This window comes from Saccharothrix algeriensis, from assembly GCF_016907655.1.
GTDB classification, from domain to species: domain Bacteria; phylum Actinomycetota; class Actinomycetes; order Mycobacteriales; family Pseudonocardiaceae; genus Actinosynnema; species Actinosynnema algeriense.
The window spans coordinates 4,580,220-4,596,292 of record NZ_JAFBCL010000001.1 but is presented as its reverse complement, the minus strand read 5'-3'; the positions used below and the strand labels follow the sequence as shown (position 1 = coordinate 4,596,292).

Below are 16,073 nucleotides of genomic sequence, written 5' to 3'. Positions count from 1 at the left end.
CTGCGGCGCTCAGGCGGCCCGGTTGGCCCGGTAGGCGACCAGCTCCAGGTGCCGGCGGAACCCGAGGCGGTCGAACATGCGCTGGGACGAGGCGTTGCCGGCCAGGATCGACGCGGCGGCCTGCGGGCGCGCGCCGCAGCGCTCGGCGAGCTTCCACACCAGCTCGGTGACCAGGGCCGCGCCCACGCCCCCGCCCCGCACGTCGGGCTCCACGGCCACGAAGTCGACGTAGTACTCCCCCGGCTCGGCCTTGCCGGCCGCGTAGCCGAGGACCCGGTCGCCGTCCATCGCCACGACCACGGTGTGCTTGCCGTCACCGTCGACGAGCTTGCGGCCGGACAGGTAGGTCTTGGGGAAGCAGCGCTCGTGCAGCACGGCGACCGCCTCGTGCACCGCGGCGTCCGTCGGCAGCACGCGCATCTCGCGGGCCGGGCCGGTGCGGGGGCAGCTCGCCTCGCGCAGCAGCAGGCCGCGCAGGCCGTCGCCGTCGAGCACGTAGATGCCGCTGGCGCGGCCGGCGGTGAAGCCGTGCCGCTCCGCGAACGCGGCCAGCCTGCGGTGCTCGGTGTGGCCGTAGACCTCGCGGTCGGGGATGCCGCGCAGCAGGGGCGCGGCCGCGGCGTACAGGGCGTCGGCGGTCTGGTCCCAGATCCGGCTGCCCGCCGGGTGGTTCACCGGCACGTCCACGAACGGGCCGTGCAGGAACACCCGGTGCAGCTCGGTGTCGACCTCCACGCTCAGCACGCCGCACGGGCGACCGGAGTCGTCGGTGGCCACGACCGTGCAGGAGGGCCAGTCGGGCTCGAATTCGGCGAGTTCCTCGGTCAGCTCGCCGAGCGTCTCACCGAGGTAGCCGATGTGGTGCGCGGTGTCGGCTTGGAGCCGGACGAGCAGCGCCAGCACGGCGGCGAGGTCGTCCTGGCCGGCGAAACGGATGTCATACATGCCCCAGATGGTCACTCGGGAGGCCGATCCGGCGCGAGGGAGTTTTCGGACACCCGCTCCGGCGACCTGACCAGGGCCGTCACCGCCCGCCCGGCGCCGCCGGGCGGGCCGCGGGCGGCGGTCGGCCCGGCCCCGGACCGGGCGGCCGGACCCCGCCGGCGGCGCCCGGCCCCCGCCAGTCGTCCGGGGACATCTCTTGCCGCGCGCCCCGGGGTGGTGGACCCTCAAGGCGTGAGTGAGGAAACGATCCAACTCGAACTCAACGACAGCGGGGTGGCGGTAGACCTGCCGATGCCTGCCAACCAGCGGGACCAGGTGCAGGAGGTCCCCTACCGGCCGGTGGAATTCCGGGACGACGACCTGCCCAGCGCGCTGGAGCGGGCCTCGTCCTGGTTGCGGCAGACCCAGGACTGGTTGGGCGAGCCGGTCGACGTGATCGCGGTGCACCTGGACTACGACGACACCAAGGGTTCGCCGTACTACAACCTCAAGCTGTTGTGCAACGAAGAGGACCTGGCCGGTGTGCCGCGCGTGGTCCGCAAGCGCGACGGGAACGGCACTACCCGCCAGTAGCGTAACGTTCTGGTCATGCCAGACCTCGTGTACCCGCCGGTGATCGCCGCGGCAAAGCTCATGTTCCGCGTGCTCGACCTGCGCATCACCGTGGACGGCGCGCGCCACGTGCCGACCACCGGCGGGGCCGTGCTGGCGAGCAACCACGTCAGCTACCTCGACTTCGTCTTCGCCGGCAACGGGGCGCTGCCGTCCCGTCGCCTGGTGCGGTTCATGGCGAAGCACGAGGTGTTCGCCCACCGCGTCTCCGGGCCGCTGATGCGTGGGATGCGCCACATCCCGGTGGACCGCGCGGCGGGCCAGGAGTCGTACCGGCAGGCCCTGGCGGCGCTGCGGGCGGGTGAGGTGGTGGGCATCTTCCCGGAGGCCACCATCAGCCGGTCGTTCACCGTCAAGGACGTCAAGAGCGGGGCGGTGCGCCTGGCCGCCGAGGCCGGCGTGCCGCTCCTGCCGATGGCCGTGTGGGGCACCCAGCGGCTGTGGACGAAGGGCAGGCCGAAGGACCTGACCCGGCGCCACGTGCCGGTGACGATCATCGTCGGCGAGGAGCTGGAGCCGACCACCGACGAGGCCCTGCGCACCCGGATGCAGGAGCTGCTCGACGAGGCCCAGGCCCGCTACCCGGAGTCCGGCGAGGGCCGGTGGTGGCAGCCCGCGCACCTCGGCGGCACCGCCCCGACCCCGGACGAGGCCGCCGCCCTCGACGCCCGCTCCCGCGAGGCCACCGAACACGACCCGCGCTGACCAGGCACGCGACCGCTTTTGTCGGCGCCGCGTGCGATGATGGATCCGGGGGCCGGAGGCCAAGCCCGAAACCCGTTGCGCACCAAGGCGAAGGCCCCGCCCGGTCCGCCGATCGGCGCTCCCGCGCACCCGCCCCGGCGGCCTCGACCGCGGCGCGGCTCGGCGCCGCTCCTGCGCGACCCACCGCCCCGGCGCAGCCCGGGCGTGATCCCACCCCTCCCGGCGCGACGGCGCGATCCACCTCCGCCGACCCGAGCACGATCCCACCGCCCTCGGCGCGGTTGGGGCGCAGTCCCACCCCCGACACGACCCGACCCACCCCCGACACGACCCGAGCGCGATCCACCCCCTCGGCGCGGCTGGGGCGCAGTCCCATCCCCGGCGCGACCCGAGCGCGATCCCACCCCCCGGCGCGATCCGGTGCGGGTCAGGCGGGCTCCGGCTCGGCGCCGGCGGGCGAACCGCTCCCGGTGTCGGCGGGCGAGCCACTCCCCGACCCCGACTCCGCCGCAGGCTCGGGCGCGGCTTCGCCGACGACAGCCCCCGCGGACCCGGCCCCCGCGGCGGGTTCAGCGCCTGCGGGTTCAGCGCCCGCGGGCTCTGCGCCCGCAGGTTCCGCGCCCGCAGGTTCCGACCCGGGCTCCGCGGGCGCGGCCTTGCGCGCGGGAGTCGCGGCGGGCTTGACCTCCACCCGTCCCCGCAGGCGCTGCGAGATGACCTGGCTGATCCCGTCACCGCGCATCGACACGCCGTACAGCGCGTCCGCGATCTCCATCGTCGGCTTCTGGTGCGTGATGATCAGCAGCTGCGAGCGCTCGCGCAACTGCTCGAACAGGCCGATCAGGCGGTGCAGGTTGGTGTCGTCCAGGGCCGCCTCGACCTCGTCCATCACGTAGAACGGCGACGGCCGGGCGCGGAAGATCGCCACCAGCATCGCCACCGCCGCCAGCGACTTCTCCCCGCCGGACAGCAGCGACAGCCGCTTGACCTTCTTGCCCGGCGGCCGGGCCTCCAGCTCGATGCCGGTGGTCAGCATGTCGTCGGGCTCGGTCAGCACCAGCCGGCCCTCGCCGCCGGGGAACAGCACCTTGAACACGACCTCGAACTCGCGGGCCACGTCCTCGTACGCCGAGGTGAAGACCTCCAGGATCTTGTCGTCGACGTCCTTCACGACGGTCAGCAGGTCGCGGCGGGTGGCCTTGATGTCCTCCAGCTGGTTGGACAGGAACTTGTACCGCTCCTCCAGCGCCGCGAACTCCTCCAGCGCCAGCGGGTTCACCTTGCCCAGCAGCGACAGGTCGCGCTCGGCGCGCTTGGCCCGCCGCGCCTGGGTGTCCCGGTCGAAGGGGATCGGCTGCGGCGCGGTGACCGCCTCGCCGCGCGCCTTCGCGGCCTCGTACTCGGCGATCTCGGCGGGCGAGGGCGGGATGCGGACGTCCGGCCCGTACTCGGCGACCAGGTCGTCCAGGCCGATGCCGAAGTCCTCGGCGACCTTGGTCTCCAGCTGCTCGATGCGCATCCGCTGCTCGGCCCGCAGCACCTCGTCGCGGTGCACGGCGTCGGTCAGCTTCTCCAGCTCCACCGACATCTCCCGCACCAGCTGCCGGACCTGGGCGAGGTAGGTCTCGCGCTGCGCCTTGCGCTCCTGCGCCGCGTCGCGCTCGCGGGCCGCCCGCGCCAGCGACGCGCCGATGCGCTCCAGCGCCAGCTCACCGCCCCGCACCACGGCCTGCGCCACCACGGCCCCCCGCGCCCGCGCCGCGTGGGCGCGCTGGGCGCGCTCCCTGGCCTCCCGCTCGGCGCGGGCCGCCCGGCGCAGCCCCTCGGCCTTGCCCTGCAGCGCCCGCGCCCGCTCCTCGGCGGTGCGCAGGTGCAGCCGGGCGTCGACCTCGCCCTGGCGGGCGGCGGCCAGCTCGGCGGCGGCCTCGTCGCGCTGCGCGGTGTCCGGCTCGTCGTCCAGCGGCTGCTCCTCGGCGACCAGGAGGCGCTCCTCCAGCTCGGCCAGCTTCAGCAGGTTCTCCTCGCGCGCCGCCTCGACCCGGGCGCGCTGCGCGCGGGCCCGCTCGGCCTCGGCCTGCGCCGACCGCACGGCCGCCGCGAGCCGGTCGAGCCGCTCGGCGGACCGGGCCCGCCGCACCTTGGCCTCGTTGAGCTGCTCCTTGAGCGCGTTGACCGCGCCGCGCCGCGCCTGCTGCTCGGCCCGCGCGCCCTCCAGCGCCGCCGCCGACCGCTCCAGCGCCCGCTCGGCCAGCGCCAGCCGCTCGGACGCCTCGTCCACGGCCGCCTGGACCTCGATCACGCTCCGGCTGCCCCCGGCCGACCCGCCGACCGCCCAGTCCGCGCCGAGCACGTCGCCCTCGCGGGTCACCGCCCGCACCCCGGGGTGCGCCTCGACCAGCGCCCGCGCGGCGGCCAGCCCGTCCACCACGGCCAGCCGGTCCAGCGCCCGGTGCAGCGCGGGCAGCAGCGGCTCGGGCGCCCGCACCAGCTCCACCGCCCACCGCGCGCCGGGCGGCAGCGCGGGCCAGGCCGACCGGTCGACCGGCGCGCCGCCGCCCACCAGCACGCCGGCGCGGCCCGCGTCCTGCTCCTTGAGCAGCTCCAGCGCGGCCAGCGCGTCAGCCCCGGACGCCACGGCCACCGCGTCGGCGACCGGGCCCAGCGCGGCGGCCAGCGCCACCTCGTTGCCGGTCTCGACGGTCAGCAGCGCGGCCACCGAGCCCAGCAGGCCGGGCAGCCGGGAGGCCAGCAGCGCGCCCGCGCCGTCCTTGCGGGTCAGCCCCAGCGACAGGGCGTCGACCCTGGCCCGCCACGACGCGATGTCGCGCTCGGCGGCCCGCTCGGCCTTGACCAGCTCCTCGACCCGGCCGCGCGCGGCGACGTCCGCCTCCGCGGCCAGCCGGTGCCGCTCGACCAGCCCGACGTCGTCGGAGTCCTCGACGTCGGTGGCCTCGCGCGCCTCGGCCAGCTCCTGCGCCGCCACCTCGGCGCGCTCGACCGCCTCGGCCAGCGCCACCGACATCCGCTCGATCTCCTCGGCGGTCGCGGAGGTCTTCGACCGCAGCGCCTCGACCTGGCCGGACAGCCTGGCCAGGCCCTCGCGCCGGTCGGCGATCGCCCGCACGGCCGCGAGGTGCGCCTTCTCCGCGGCCGACACCACCCGCTCCAGCTCGGCGCGCAGCTCGACGGCCTCGGCCAGGCCCACCCGCGCCTCCGTCACGCCGTCCTGCAGCTCCTGCTCCAGCAGCGCGGTCTGCTCGGCCTCGGCCTCCAGCTCCTCCGGGTCGCGCCCGCCGCGCGGCGCCTCGGCGGAGGCCGACAGGTGCCGCTCGCGCTCCACGGCCAGCCGCACGGTGCCGCGCAGCCGCTCCTCCAGCGCCGACAGCCGGTACCAGGTGTCCTGGGCCCGCTGGAGCCGCGGCGCGTCGGCCGCGACCTGGTCCTCCAGCTCGTTCTGCTGCGCCTGGGCCTGCTGCAGCGACCGCTCGACCTCGGTGCGCCGGGCGCGGGCCGCCGCCTCGTCCTGCTCCTCGCGGGCCAGCGCCGCGCGCCTGCTCACCAGGTCGTCGGCCAGCAGGCGCATCCGGGCGTCGCGCAGCTCGGACTGCACGACCTGCGCGCGGCGCGCGATCTCGGCCTGCTTGCCCAGCGGCTTGAGCTGGCGGCGCAGCTCGGCGGTGAGGTCGGTGAGGCGGGTCAGGTTCGCCTGCATCGCCTCCAGCTTCCGCAGCGCCTTCTCCTTGCGCTTGCGGTGCTTGAGGACGCCCGCCGCCTCCTCGACGAACGCCCGGCGCTCCTCCGGCTTGGACTCCAGGATCGCGGCGAGCTGCCCCTGGCCGACGATCACGTGCATCTCGCGGCCGATGCCCGAGTCCGACAGCAGCTCCTGGATGTCCATGAGCCGGCACGAGCTGCCGTTGATCTCGTACTCGGTGGCGCCCTCGCGGAACATCCGGCGGGTGATCGACACCTCGGTGTAGTCGATGGGCAGCATGCCGTCGGCGTTGTCGATCGTCAGCGTCACCTCGGCGCGGCCGAGCGGGGCGCGCCCGGAGGTGCCCGCGAAGATGACGTCCTCCATCTTGCCGCCGCGCAGGTCCTTGGCGCCCTGCGTGCCCATCACCCAGCGCAGCGCGTCGAGCACGTTGGACTTGCCCGACCCGTTGGGGCCGACGACGCAGGTGATGCCCGGTTCGAAGCGCAGCGTCGTGGCCGAGGCGAAGGACTTGAAACCCTTCAGCGTCAGGCTCTTGAGGTGCACCGGGGCAGGGTACCCGCGCGCCTCGCGGGCCCAGCGCCCGGCGCGCCGCTGACCAGCGCCGTCACCGCGCCCGCCGGCCCGGGGCCGACCGCCCGGCCGCGCCCCCGCCCCGGTCCGCGGGCCGGGGCGGGGCCCGGCGCGGTCAGCGCTCCGCGAACCCCGTCAGGCCGCCGCGCGGCTCGGACCACCGCTCCACCACCGATTCCACCCGACCGGGGGTGCCGCCGGAGCGCAGCGCCGCCAGCAGCGCCCGGCAGGCGTCCTCCGGGCCCTCGGCGTTGACCTCGACCCGGCCGTCCCCCAGGTTCGACGCGCTGCCGACGAGCCCCAGCTCCAGTGCCCTGGCCCGGGTCCACCACCGGAAGCCGACCCCCTGCACGTGTCCGCGCACCCACGCCGTGAGGCGCACCGCCCGCTCCGCATCAGTCACGGCGACCATCCTGTCATTTCACCCATTAGTGGTACGGTGCGCGACCGTGGCTGCACGGCGCGGTAACCGATCCGTGGCAGGCGGGCTCGTGGGGTTGCTCCTCGGGGCCGCCGGTGCGACCGGTGTCGCCGTCGCCGGTCCGGACCGGCTCGTCCCGTTCGGCACGACCACCGCGGCACAGGACGACCGGGTGGACGACCCGGGTGTCGGCGGCGGTGGCGTCGGGCAGCCCGCGCGCACCGCCGAACCGGTCGCGACCACCACGACGACGGCCGCGCCGACCAGCACCACCACTACCACCACGACGACCACCCTGGCCACGACCACCACCGCTACCGCCGAGCCGACCACCGCACCGCCGACGACGACCACCGCGCCCGCCCGCCCGGTGTCCGAGGCGCAGCGGGTGGTGGAGCTGGTCAACGAGGCGCGCGCCGCCGCCGGCTGCGACGCGGTCCGGGTCGACGAGCGGGTCGTGGACGCCGCGCAGGGCCACAGCGACGACATGTCGGCCCGCGGCTACTTCTCGCACGAGACGCCCGAGGGGGTCGACTTCGCCACCCGGATGCGCGAGGCCGGCTACCCCGACCCGGGCGGCGAGAACATCGCCAAGGGCCAGCGCACGCCCGAGTCGGTGATGAAGGCGTGGCTGGGCTCCGAGGGCCACCGCCGCAACGTCCTCGACTGCCGGTTCACCGCGATCGGCGTGGGGCTGAACACCGACGGCTGGTACTGGACCCAGGACTTCGGCTGGTAGCGACGACCCGCGACCAGCGGACACGACGGCGCGGCCGTCCACCGGAGAGGGAGAGCGCGTGACCGACGGGCTGTACGAGACACCGGAACCCGACCGCGTGCGACCGCGCGTGTCGCCGAACGTCCTGCTGGCCGCGTCCGGCGTGCTGGTGGCGACGATCTTCGCCTCGATCGCGTCCCTCGCGGGCGCCTCGACGGGCGCCGCGCCCGCCAAGCCGACCCCGCGCGAGGACGTGGTGTCGCGCGGTTCGCTGATCACCACGACCACCACGCCGGTCGTCGCGGCCCCGGCCACCACCGTCACCACCACGACCGGGACCGTCGCGCCGGTCGACGTGACGACGACCGCGGCGCAGCCCAAGCGCACCCGCGTGACCACCGTGACCCGCCCCGACGGCACCACCACGACCACCACGATCGTGGACGCGCCGCCACCGGCCCCGACGTCGCAGGTGACCACCACCGGGACCACCGCCGAGACCACGGCGGAGACGACAGCGGAGACGACGGTCGAGACCACCACCGGGACCGCGACCACGACCGGGTCGACCGCGCCGCCTTCGCCTCCCCCCGGCGACTGAGCCCAAACGACCACGCCCCGCGAGGGTGACGGCCCGCCACACGAAGAGGTGGAGGACCGCGTGAACGTTGAGGGAGCCCGCCGCAGCCGCCGATAACCCGGACACCAACCATCCGACCGGATTCCCGCAGGGAGATGGTGTGTTCGAGCAGGATCGGAAGGCCGCGCCGAAGCGGAAGGTCCCGTCGGTGGCGCTGCTGGCCGCGGGCGGCGCGGCCGTCGCCACGGTGATGGCCGCGCTCGTGTCGCTGCTGGCGCAGGGCGACGGCGAGCCGGCCGTCGAGCCGCCCCGGCCGCAGGCCGAGGTCCAGGCGACCACCAGCACGTCGGTGCACGTCGCGGAGGACGGTCGGAGGTCCACGGTGGTGATCACGGCGCCCACCTCCGGCAGGGCGGCGCGGAGCGCGGAGCCCGCCGCGAAACCGGACGAGCCCGCGGCGGTCGCGGTCACCACCACGACCGCGGTCGACGCCCCGCTCCCGACCACGTCGCCCCCGCCGCGGAGCACCCAGCCGACGACCTCCGAGCCGCCGCCCGCCCCGTCGTCGCCGCCCGCGCCCTCCTCGTTCACCGCGCCGGACCCGAGCGCGCCGGTGAGCACAGGCCCCTGAGGGCGTCGGCGCGGTGGGGCCCGGCGGGCCTACCAGACGTCCCCGTCGCGCCAGTCGCACGCCAGCGGGCCGTCGAGGTCCAGCGGGGCCGTCACGGGCAGCACGAAGATCCCGCCGTCCTCGTCCTCGGTGCGCTCCGGCCCGCCGGGGCCCAGCACCGAGGTCGGGCCGCGCCACACCTGCCACCCGCGCGCCGCGTAGAAGCCCACCGCGTCCTCCGCCGCGCCCAGCGCGCCCAGCTCGTACGCGCGGCGCACCACGCCCTCCAGCGCCGCCATCACGCCCGCGCCGTGCCCCCGGCCGCGCCGGTCCGCGCGCACCGCCACGGCCTCCACGTAGCCCGTGCGCAGCGCCCGGCCGCCGTGCAGCAGCCGGCGCTGCACCACCGAGCCGTGGCCGACCAGCTCCCCGCCCTCCCACACCAGCGCGTGCACGCCGCCGAGCGAGTGCTCCCAGTCCTCGTCGCCGAAGTCCCCCTCGAACGCCGCGTCGCACAGCTCGCGCACCGCCGCGAGCACCGCGGCGTCCAACTCGGACGTGTGAGCCGTCGAAATCACTGCGCTGCCACTCCCTGGTCGACCGATGACGGCACGGCCCCGCCGCGCCTCCGGTGGGACAACGGTCACAGCGGGCCCGAAGTGCCCGGAAAGCTGTCACACCGCGCCCCGCCGCCCCGTTCCCCCCACGACGAGAGGACGGGGACATGGCAGAGCGGATCGTGGTCGTCGGCGCGGGGTACGCGGGGCTGGCGGCGGCCAAGCTGGCGGCGAGGTGGACCGGGGCCCGCGTCACCCTGGTCAACGACCGCGACCGGTTCGTGGAACGGGTCCGGCTGCACCAGCTCGCCGCCGGGCAGCCGCTGCCGGACCGGCCGCTGGCCGACCTGCTGCGCGGCAGCGGCGTCCACCTGGTCGTGGACCGGGTCACCGGCGTCGACCCCCTGGCGCGCGAGGTGCGGCTCACCGCGGGCGCGCTGGGCTACGACCGGCTGGTCTACGCGCTGGGCAGCCACGCCGACCTGGACTCGGCGCCGGGCGTGCGCGAGCACGCCCACGCCGTCGCCACCGAGGAGGACGCGAAGCGGCTGCGCGCCGCCCTCCCGGGCTCCCGCGCGGTGGCGGTCGTCGGCGGCGGCCTCACGGGGATCGAGGCCGCCGCCGAGCTGGCCGAGAGCCACCCGCGGCTCCGCGTCGAGCTGGTCACCGACGGCGTCCTGGGCGCGGCGCTGTCCACCAGGGCGCAGCGCTACCTGCGCCGGGTGTTCGACCGGCTCGGGGTGCGGGTGCGGGAGCACACCCGCGTGCGGGAGATCGACGCGCGGGGCTTCACGTCGGCCGACGGGACCCGGGTCGCCGCCGACGCGGTGGTGTGGACGGCCGGCTTCCGCGTGCCGGACCTGGCCCGCGCGGCCGGACTCGCGGTCGACGGCGCCGGGCGCGTGCTCGTGGACCAGCACCTGACCTCGGTGTCGCACCCGGAGGTGACGGCCCTCGGCGACGCCGCCGCGATCCGCCGCCCGGACGGGCTGGAGCTGCGCATGGCGTGCGCGACCGGCATTCCCACCGCCCAGCGGGCCGTGCGCGCGCTGGCCGACCGGATGCGGGGCCTGGAGCCCGGGCCGTTCCGGTTCTCCTACCTCAACCAGTGCGTCAGCCTGGGCCGCCGGCACGGGCTGATCCAGTTCGTGCGCGGCGACGACACCCCGCGCGACGCCGTGCTCACCGGCCGGCTCGCCGCCCGGTACAAGGAAGCCGTGGTGCGCGGCGCCCTGCTGGTCCAGCGCCACCCGACGCTGCCCACCGGCTGAGCGCGGGCCTCACGGCTCGAAGCGGTAGCCCATCCCCGGCTCCGTCACCAGGTGCCGGGGGTGCGACGGCTCCGGCTCCAGCTTGCGCCGCAGCTGCGCCAGGTACACCCGCAGGTAGTGGGTCTCCTTGGCGTACTGCGGCCCCCACACCTCCTGGAGCAGCTGCTTCTGCGCCACCAGCCGCCCCCGGTTGCGCGCCAGGATCTCCAGCAGGCCCCACTCGGTCGGCGTGAGGTGCACCTCCGCGCCCCCGCGGACCACCTTCTTCGCCGCCAGGTCCACGGTGAACGACGAGGTCTCCACCACCGCGTCCCCGCCCTCGGCGACCGCCGACCGCCGGACCGCGGCGCGCAGCCGGGCCAGCAGCTCGTCCATGCCGAACGGCTTGGTCACGTAGTCGTCCGCGCCCGCGTCCAGCGCCGCCACCTTGTCCGAGGAGTCGGTGCGCGCGGACAGCACGATGATCGGCACGGACGACCAGCCGCGCAGCCCGGCGATCACGTCGGCGCCGTCCACGTCGGGCAGGCCGAGGTCGAGCACGACGACGTCCGGCTTGCCCTCGGCGGCGGCCTTGAGGGCGCTCCCGCCGTCGTGGGCGGTGAGCACCGAGTAGCCCCGCGCGGACAGGTTGATCCGCAGGGCGCGCACGATCTGCGGTTCGTCGTCGACCACGAGCACCTTCGTCACGGTGCGACACTACGTCGTGGGTCCGACCGCCCGCCGGGCCCGGCTCGGGATTCCGCCCTTTCTGATGCCGTCTTGACGCCTCCCACCTCGGCTTTTATGCCTTTTTAGCGGAGCAGGGACCGCATCCGTGCGGAAAACGGTGAGTACATCCGGGTGCGAATGAATCCGTTCGCTGGACACCGGTACTGCGATAGTGCGAATGTCCTGTCCGAATTCGGACACTTGCTCACGGAAAGTGAGCCACGAGGAGGTCATCGATGACCACCAGTGTGACCAACCAGGATGCGTTACAGCTCGTGGTCGCCGTGCACCGGCTGGTCCGGAGCCTGCGGCAGGCGGCGCCGGTGAAGAGGCTGCAGCCGACGCAGCTCCTCGTCCTCGCCGAGTTGGCCGCCCAGGGGCCCATGCGGATCGGCGAGATCGCGGTGCGCGCGCTGTGCTCGCAGCCGACGGCGACCACGGTGGTGACCGGGTTGGAATCCGGCGGCCTCGTGCGCAGGGAGGCGGACCCCGCGGACGGCCGCGCCACGATCGTGGAGCTGACCGGCGCGGGCCGCGACACGATCCTGTCGCTGGCGCACGGCGAGGCCGAGCTGCTGTCCGAGCGGATGTCGCGGTTGTCCCCGGAGGAGCAGGACCACGTCCGCTCCGTCACCCCGCTGCTGCGCCGGCTCGCCGAACCGAAAACGCGCTGAACCGCCCGTTCACGCCACGCCGCGCGGGCGGGGCTGGCAACGCGGGCACGAGAAGGAGGACCGGTTCATGAAAGGTTCCCGGACGATTGCCGTTCCGCACCGCCCGCACGGGCGGTTCTCCTGCCCGTAAACGTTCAGGGAACGGTCGAAGTAACCGGATTGGCCGTTCACGTTGACGTAGAGCGCGTCGAATGACGTGCCGCCCTCGCCCAGCGCCTCGTGCATCACCTGCGAGGCGTGCGCGAGCACCTCCGCCGCCTTCGCCCGGGTGAGCTTCGCGGTCGGGCGAAGGCCGTGCAGGCGGCTGCGCCACAGCGCCTCGTCGGCGTAGATGTTGCCCACCCCGGACACCAGCGTCTGGTCCAGCAGCGCCCGCTTCACGTCGGTGCGCCGGCGCCGCATCGCCGCGACGGCCGCGTCCGGGTCGAACGCCGGGTCCATCGGGTCGCGCGCGATGTGCGCCACCGGCAGCGGCAGCACGGCGCCGTCCACCTCCACGACCTCGGCCAGCGCGAGCCCGCCGAACGTGCGCTGGTCCACGAACCGCAGCTCGGGGCCCCCGTCGGCGAACCGCACGCGGACCCGCAGGTGCTTCTCGTCCGGGGCGTCCGCCGGCTGCACCAGCAGCTGCCCGCTCATCCCCAGGTGCGCGAGCAGCGCGTCCCCGTCGGACAGGTCCACCCACAGGTACTTGCCGCGCCGGCGCGCCGCGACCATCGTCCGGTCGGCCAACCGGGACGCGAAATCCGCCGCACCGGGCAGGTGGCGGCGGATGGCGCGGTCGTGCAGCACCTCGACCCCGGCGACGGTCCGGCCGGCGACGTGCTCGTGCAGTCCCCGGCGGACGACCTCGACCTCAGGCAGTTCGGGCACGTGGCGCGGTCAGTCCTCGGCGTCGGTCTCGCCGGCGGCTTCGAGTTCCTCCAGCAGCTCGTACGCGGCGGCCTGCGGCTTGGTGGGCCTGAGCACCCAGCCACCGGCCTGAGCGGTGTCGCGGACCAGGACGAGGCCCTGGATGCCGCCGTTGCGGGAGGCGTTCAGCGGTCGGGAGCGGCGGTGGTCGCGCACGCGCCGGTTCGTCCGGACGTTCGTGGCATACATCGGCGTCAGTCTTCCTCGGTGGGTGCGGTCTGCGGTGAAGTCTGCTGCGGAGCCTGCTCGGCCGCGTGGCCGTTGCCGGACGCGGCGGCTTCCTGCTCCGCCCGGGCCCGTTCCGACAGCACGCGGTAGGCGGCCTCGGCCGCCTTCTGCTCGGCTTCCTTCTTCGTGCGACCGTCGCCGGTGCCGTGGGGCCTGCCACCGACGAGCACCGTGGCGGTGAACTCCTTGCGGTGGTCCGGCCCCTGGTCGTCCACCCGGTACTCGGGCACGCCCAGCCCCGCCGAAGCGGTCAACTCCTGCAAACTGGTCTTCCAGTCCAGCCCCGCACCGCGCAGCGGCGCCTCCGCCAGCAGCGGGTCGAACAGGTGGTGGACCAGTTGACGCGCGGTGTCGATGCCGAACTGGAGGTACGCCGCGCCGATGACGGCTTCCAGGCCGTCCGCGAGGATGCTCGCCTTGTCCCGCCCGCCGGTCAGCTCCTCGCCGCGACCGAGCAGCAGGTGCCCGCCGAGACCGTCCTCGCCCAGCCCCCTGGCCACACCCGCCAGCGCGTGCATGTTCACGACGCTGGCGCGGAGTTTCGCGAGCTGCCCCTCGGGCAACTCGGGGTGGGTGCGGTACAGGTGGTCGGTGACGACGAGGCCGAGCACCGCGTCGCCGAGGAACTCCAGCCGCTCGTTGGGCGGGAGCCCGCCGTTCTCGTACGCGTACGAGCGGTGCGTCAGGGCGAGCGTCAGCAGCTCGGCGTCCAACGGGACGCCGAGCGCTTCGAGCAACGGGGCGCGGTCGGCGGACCGACCGCGCGACGACCTGCCCCCCACTGGTGCCGCTACCTCCGCCTTCGAGGGATCAGGCCGGCTGGACGACCTGGCGGCCGTCGTACTGGCCACAAGTCGGGCAGGCGACGTGCTGCGGCTTCGGCTGGCGGCAGGCCCGGTTCGAGCAGGCCACCAGGTGCACGGCAGCGGTCTTCCACTGAGCGCGGCGCGAGCGCGTGTTCGAGCGCGACATCTTCCGCTTCGGGACGGCCACGACTAGTTCTCCTCTGGATTGTCACGATTCCCGCCGAACCGCTCTTGCAGCGCGGCCCACCGGGGGTCAATCGTCTCATGCCCGTGGTCGGGCCCGAGCTCAGCCAGCCTGCCACCGCAGTCGACGCACAGCCCGAGGCAGTCCGGCGAGCACAGCGGCACCTGCGGCAGGGCCAGCACGATGGCGTCCCGCACCACAGGTTCGAGGTCGACCAGGTCGTCGTGCAGCCGACTGACCTCGTCCTCCTCGGTCGTCTCGTCGGTGGTGCTGTCCGGGTAGGCGTACAGCTCGGTCAGCTCCACCTCGACGTCCGCCGACAGCGGTTCCAGGCAGCGCGAGCACTCCCCTTCCACCGTCGTGCGGGCGGTGCCGGACACCAGCACGCCCTCGACCACCGACTCCAGCAGGAGGTCGAGCACGACGACGCCACCCGGTGGCACCGCGATCACGCCGAGCAGGCCGAGGCCCTCGGCCGGGACCGTCCGTTCGACGGCGCGGCTGGAGCCCGCGCGACGCCCGAGGTCCCTGGTGTCGATGACCCAGGGCCCGGTCGCTGTGGGACGCGTGGACGCGTGGCGGTGCTCAGACATGATTTCGGTGTTTGCCGCCGGGTGACTTACCACGGCCAGCCGGTCAAGGGTACGGGACAACGGGCGCTGACGTGAAATCGGCAGGTCCGACCTCGTTCGGTCGGGTGTTCGGCGCGGTGTCCGGTGCGGTGTCCGGTCGAGCGCGGGACGGCCGTTCGGGGGTGCCCGGTGGGCCGTCGGGCGGCCCTGGACCGGCGCACCGGGCCGATCCTCGCGCCGGGCGCCCCGGGCACGGCGCCCGGGCCGCGGGCGGGCGCTCGGCGGAGATCAGGACCGGGCGTTCGCCTCGTGGTAGTCGAACGGCGCGGCGGCGCTGGCCACCGCCGGGCCGCGCAGGTGCGAGCGGCCCTTGCCGACCGAGCGCAGCGTGTGGGCGAGCAGGTCCTCGAAGTCGGCCAGCTTGCCGTCGACGTAGGCGTCGCACTCGCTGCGCAGCCGGATCGCCTCCGCCTGGGCGGCGTCCAGCACGCGCGCGGCCTCGGCGTGCGCGGCCTGCGCGACCTCGGTCTGGTCGACCAGCCGCGCCTGCTCGGCCCGCCCCTCCTCGATCGCCCGCTCGTAGTTGGCGCGACCGGCCTGGACCATGCGGTCGGCCTCGGCGTGCGCGCGGCCCACCAAGTCCTCGTACTCCTTGCGCCCGGCGGAGATGGTGCGCTCGGCCTGGTCCTGCGCCTCGGCGACCATGCGCTCGGCGCGGGCGCGGGCCTCGGACAGCATCCGCTCGGCCTCGTGCTGCGCCTCGGCGACCATCCGGTCGGCCTCGGCGCGGGCCTTGCTGGTGGTGGCCTCCAGCTCGTGCTGCGCCTTGCCGACCAGCTCGTCGCGGTGGTCGAGCACGTCCTGGGCGTCGTCCAGCTCGGCCGGGATGGCGTCGCGCACGTCGTCGAGGAGTTCGAGCACGTCGCCGCGCGGCACGACGCACCCGGAGGTCATCGGCACGCCACGCGCTTCCTCGACGATCGTGACCAGCTCGTCGAGGGCCTCGAACACCCGGTACACGGCACTCTCCCCACGCCCACACAGCGGTACCCGTCCTAGTGTGCCCTGCCGGTCTGCCGGCCGCGGGGAGATCGGCAGGGCGTGTCCCGCCGCAAGTGGTGTCACCCGACACGGTCACGCGCCACGCGCGGACCCCTGCGGAACGGCGCAGCGCCCCCGCCCCCGGACCGCCACCGCACAACGCCGCCTGCCTGCTCATACCCGGGTCGGCGCGGCGCGTCGGCACCCCACTCCGACACCTCGCGCAGGAAGGGCCCCGGCC

At 75.1% G+C, this 16,073-nt stretch carries 18 protein-coding genes; 7 read left to right on the top strand and 11 right to left on the bottom strand.

Annotated features, from left to right (window positions below):
- Positions 1–9: 9 nt before the first annotated feature.
- Positions 10–945, bottom strand: a complete 936-nt coding sequence (locus JOE68_RS21030) for a GNAT family N-acetyltransferase (RefSeq protein WP_204844006.1) — start codon at positions 943–945, stop codon at positions 10–12.
- A gap of 231 nt (positions 946–1,176) precedes the next feature.
- On the opposite strand from JOE68_RS21030, the gene JOE68_RS21025 reads away from it, so the two are divergent.
- Together JOE68_RS21025 and JOE68_RS21020 are read left to right on the top strand one after the other, a co-directional pair.
- On the top strand, positions 1,177–1,518 hold the full coding sequence (locus JOE68_RS21025; protein ID WP_204844005.1) for a hypothetical protein: 342 nt from the start codon (positions 1,177–1,179) through the stop codon (positions 1,516–1,518).
- Between the two features lie 15 nt (positions 1,519–1,533).
- The gene (locus tag JOE68_RS21020; protein WP_204844004.1) at positions 1,534–2,262 is read left to right on the top strand and encodes a lysophospholipid acyltransferase family protein; all 729 of its coding nucleotides are present in this window, start codon (positions 1,534–1,536) and stop codon (positions 2,260–2,262) included.
- 427 nt (positions 2,263–2,689) lie between these two features.
- On the opposite strand, the gene smc is transcribed toward JOE68_RS21020, so the two are convergent.
- Positions 2,690–6,523 (bottom strand): chromosome segregation protein SMC, encoded by a 3,834-nt coding sequence (gene smc / locus JOE68_RS21015; RefSeq protein WP_204844003.1) that lies wholly within the window; start codon positions 6,521–6,523, stop codon positions 2,690–2,692.
- 142 nt (positions 6,524–6,665) lie between these two features.
- Positions 6,666–6,962, bottom strand: a complete 297-nt coding sequence (locus JOE68_RS21010; RefSeq protein WP_204844002.1) for an acylphosphatase — start codon at positions 6,960–6,962, stop codon at positions 6,666–6,668.
- 79 nt (positions 6,963–7,041) lie between these two features.
- On the opposite strand from JOE68_RS21010, the gene JOE68_RS21005 reads away from it, so the two are divergent.
- From JOE68_RS21005 to JOE68_RS20995, 3 genes are all read left to right on the top strand, one after another.
- The gene (locus JOE68_RS21005; RefSeq protein ID WP_307819786.1) at positions 7,042–7,710 is read left to right on the top strand and encodes a CAP domain-containing protein; all 669 of its coding nucleotides are present in this window, start codon (positions 7,042–7,044) and stop codon (positions 7,708–7,710) included.
- Positions 7,711–7,768: 58 nt separating this feature from the next.
- Positions 7,769–8,290 (top strand): hypothetical protein, encoded by a 522-nt coding sequence (locus tag JOE68_RS21000; protein WP_204844000.1) that lies wholly within the window; start codon positions 7,769–7,771, stop codon positions 8,288–8,290.
- Between the two features lie 139 nt (positions 8,291–8,429).
- Positions 8,430–8,900 carry a hypothetical protein gene (locus tag JOE68_RS20995; RefSeq protein WP_204843999.1) on the top strand — a complete coding sequence of 157 codons (471 nt, stop codon included), beginning with the start codon at positions 8,430–8,432 and terminating at the stop codon, positions 8,898–8,900.
- Between the two features lie 29 nt (positions 8,901–8,929).
- Here JOE68_RS20995 and JOE68_RS20990 read toward each other — a convergent pair whose 3' ends face one another.
- Positions 8,930–9,457 carry a GNAT family N-acetyltransferase gene (locus JOE68_RS20990; RefSeq protein WP_204843998.1) on the bottom strand — a complete coding sequence of 176 codons (528 nt, stop codon included), beginning with the start codon at positions 9,455–9,457 and terminating at the stop codon, positions 8,930–8,932.
- Between the two features lie 146 nt (positions 9,458–9,603).
- Between JOE68_RS20990 and JOE68_RS20985 the strand changes: the two genes are divergently transcribed.
- On the top strand, positions 9,604–10,707 hold the full coding sequence (locus JOE68_RS20985) for an NAD(P)/FAD-dependent oxidoreductase (protein ID WP_204843997.1): 1,104 nt from the start codon (positions 9,604–9,606) through the stop codon (positions 10,705–10,707).
- 9 nt (positions 10,708–10,716) lie between these two features.
- On the opposite strand, the gene JOE68_RS20980 is transcribed toward JOE68_RS20985, so the two are convergent.
- On the bottom strand, positions 10,717–11,394 hold the full coding sequence (locus JOE68_RS20980) for a response regulator (RefSeq protein ID WP_204843996.1): 678 nt from the start codon (positions 11,392–11,394) through the stop codon (positions 10,717–10,719).
- 257 nt (positions 11,395–11,651) lie between these two features.
- On the opposite strand from JOE68_RS20980, the gene JOE68_RS20975 reads away from it, so the two are divergent.
- Entirely contained in the window at positions 11,652–12,089 is a 438-nt protein-coding gene (locus JOE68_RS20975) for a MarR family winged helix-turn-helix transcriptional regulator (protein WP_204843995.1), read from the top strand.
- Between the two features lie 9 nt (positions 12,090–12,098).
- Here the strand turns inward: JOE68_RS20975 and mutM are convergent, their stop codons facing one another.
- From mutM to JOE68_RS20945, 6 genes are all read right to left on the bottom strand, one after another.
- The gene (mutM, locus tag JOE68_RS20970; RefSeq protein WP_204843994.1) at positions 12,099–12,962 is read right to left on the bottom strand and encodes a bifunctional DNA-formamidopyrimidine glycosylase/DNA-(apurinic or apyrimidinic site) lyase; all 864 of its coding nucleotides are present in this window, start codon (positions 12,960–12,962) and stop codon (positions 12,099–12,101) included.
- Positions 12,963–12,971: 9 nt separating this feature from the next.
- Positions 12,972–13,190, bottom strand: coding sequence for a hypothetical protein (locus JOE68_RS20965; RefSeq protein ID WP_204843993.1), 219 nt, complete (start codon positions 13,188–13,190; stop codon positions 12,972–12,974).
- A gap of 5 nt (positions 13,191–13,195) precedes the next feature.
- Positions 13,196–14,011: a ribonuclease III gene (gene rnc, locus JOE68_RS20960; protein WP_204843992.1), complete on the bottom strand. Its 816-nt coding sequence runs from the start codon at positions 14,009–14,011 to the stop codon at positions 13,196–13,198.
- A gap of 28 nt (positions 14,012–14,039) precedes the next feature.
- Entirely contained in the window at positions 14,040–14,222 is a 183-nt protein-coding gene (gene rpmF / locus JOE68_RS20955; RefSeq protein ID WP_121008544.1) for a 50S ribosomal protein L32, read from the bottom strand.
- A gap of 2 nt (positions 14,223–14,224) precedes the next feature.
- On the bottom strand, positions 14,225–14,812 hold the full coding sequence (locus JOE68_RS20950) for a YceD family protein (RefSeq protein WP_204843991.1): 588 nt from the start codon (positions 14,810–14,812) through the stop codon (positions 14,225–14,227).
- A 267-nt stretch (positions 14,813–15,079) separates the two neighbouring features.
- Positions 15,080–15,811 (bottom strand): DivIVA domain-containing protein, encoded by a 732-nt coding sequence (locus JOE68_RS20945; protein ID WP_204843990.1) that lies wholly within the window; start codon positions 15,809–15,811, stop codon positions 15,080–15,082.
- Between the last annotated feature and the right edge of the window lie 262 nt (positions 15,812–16,073).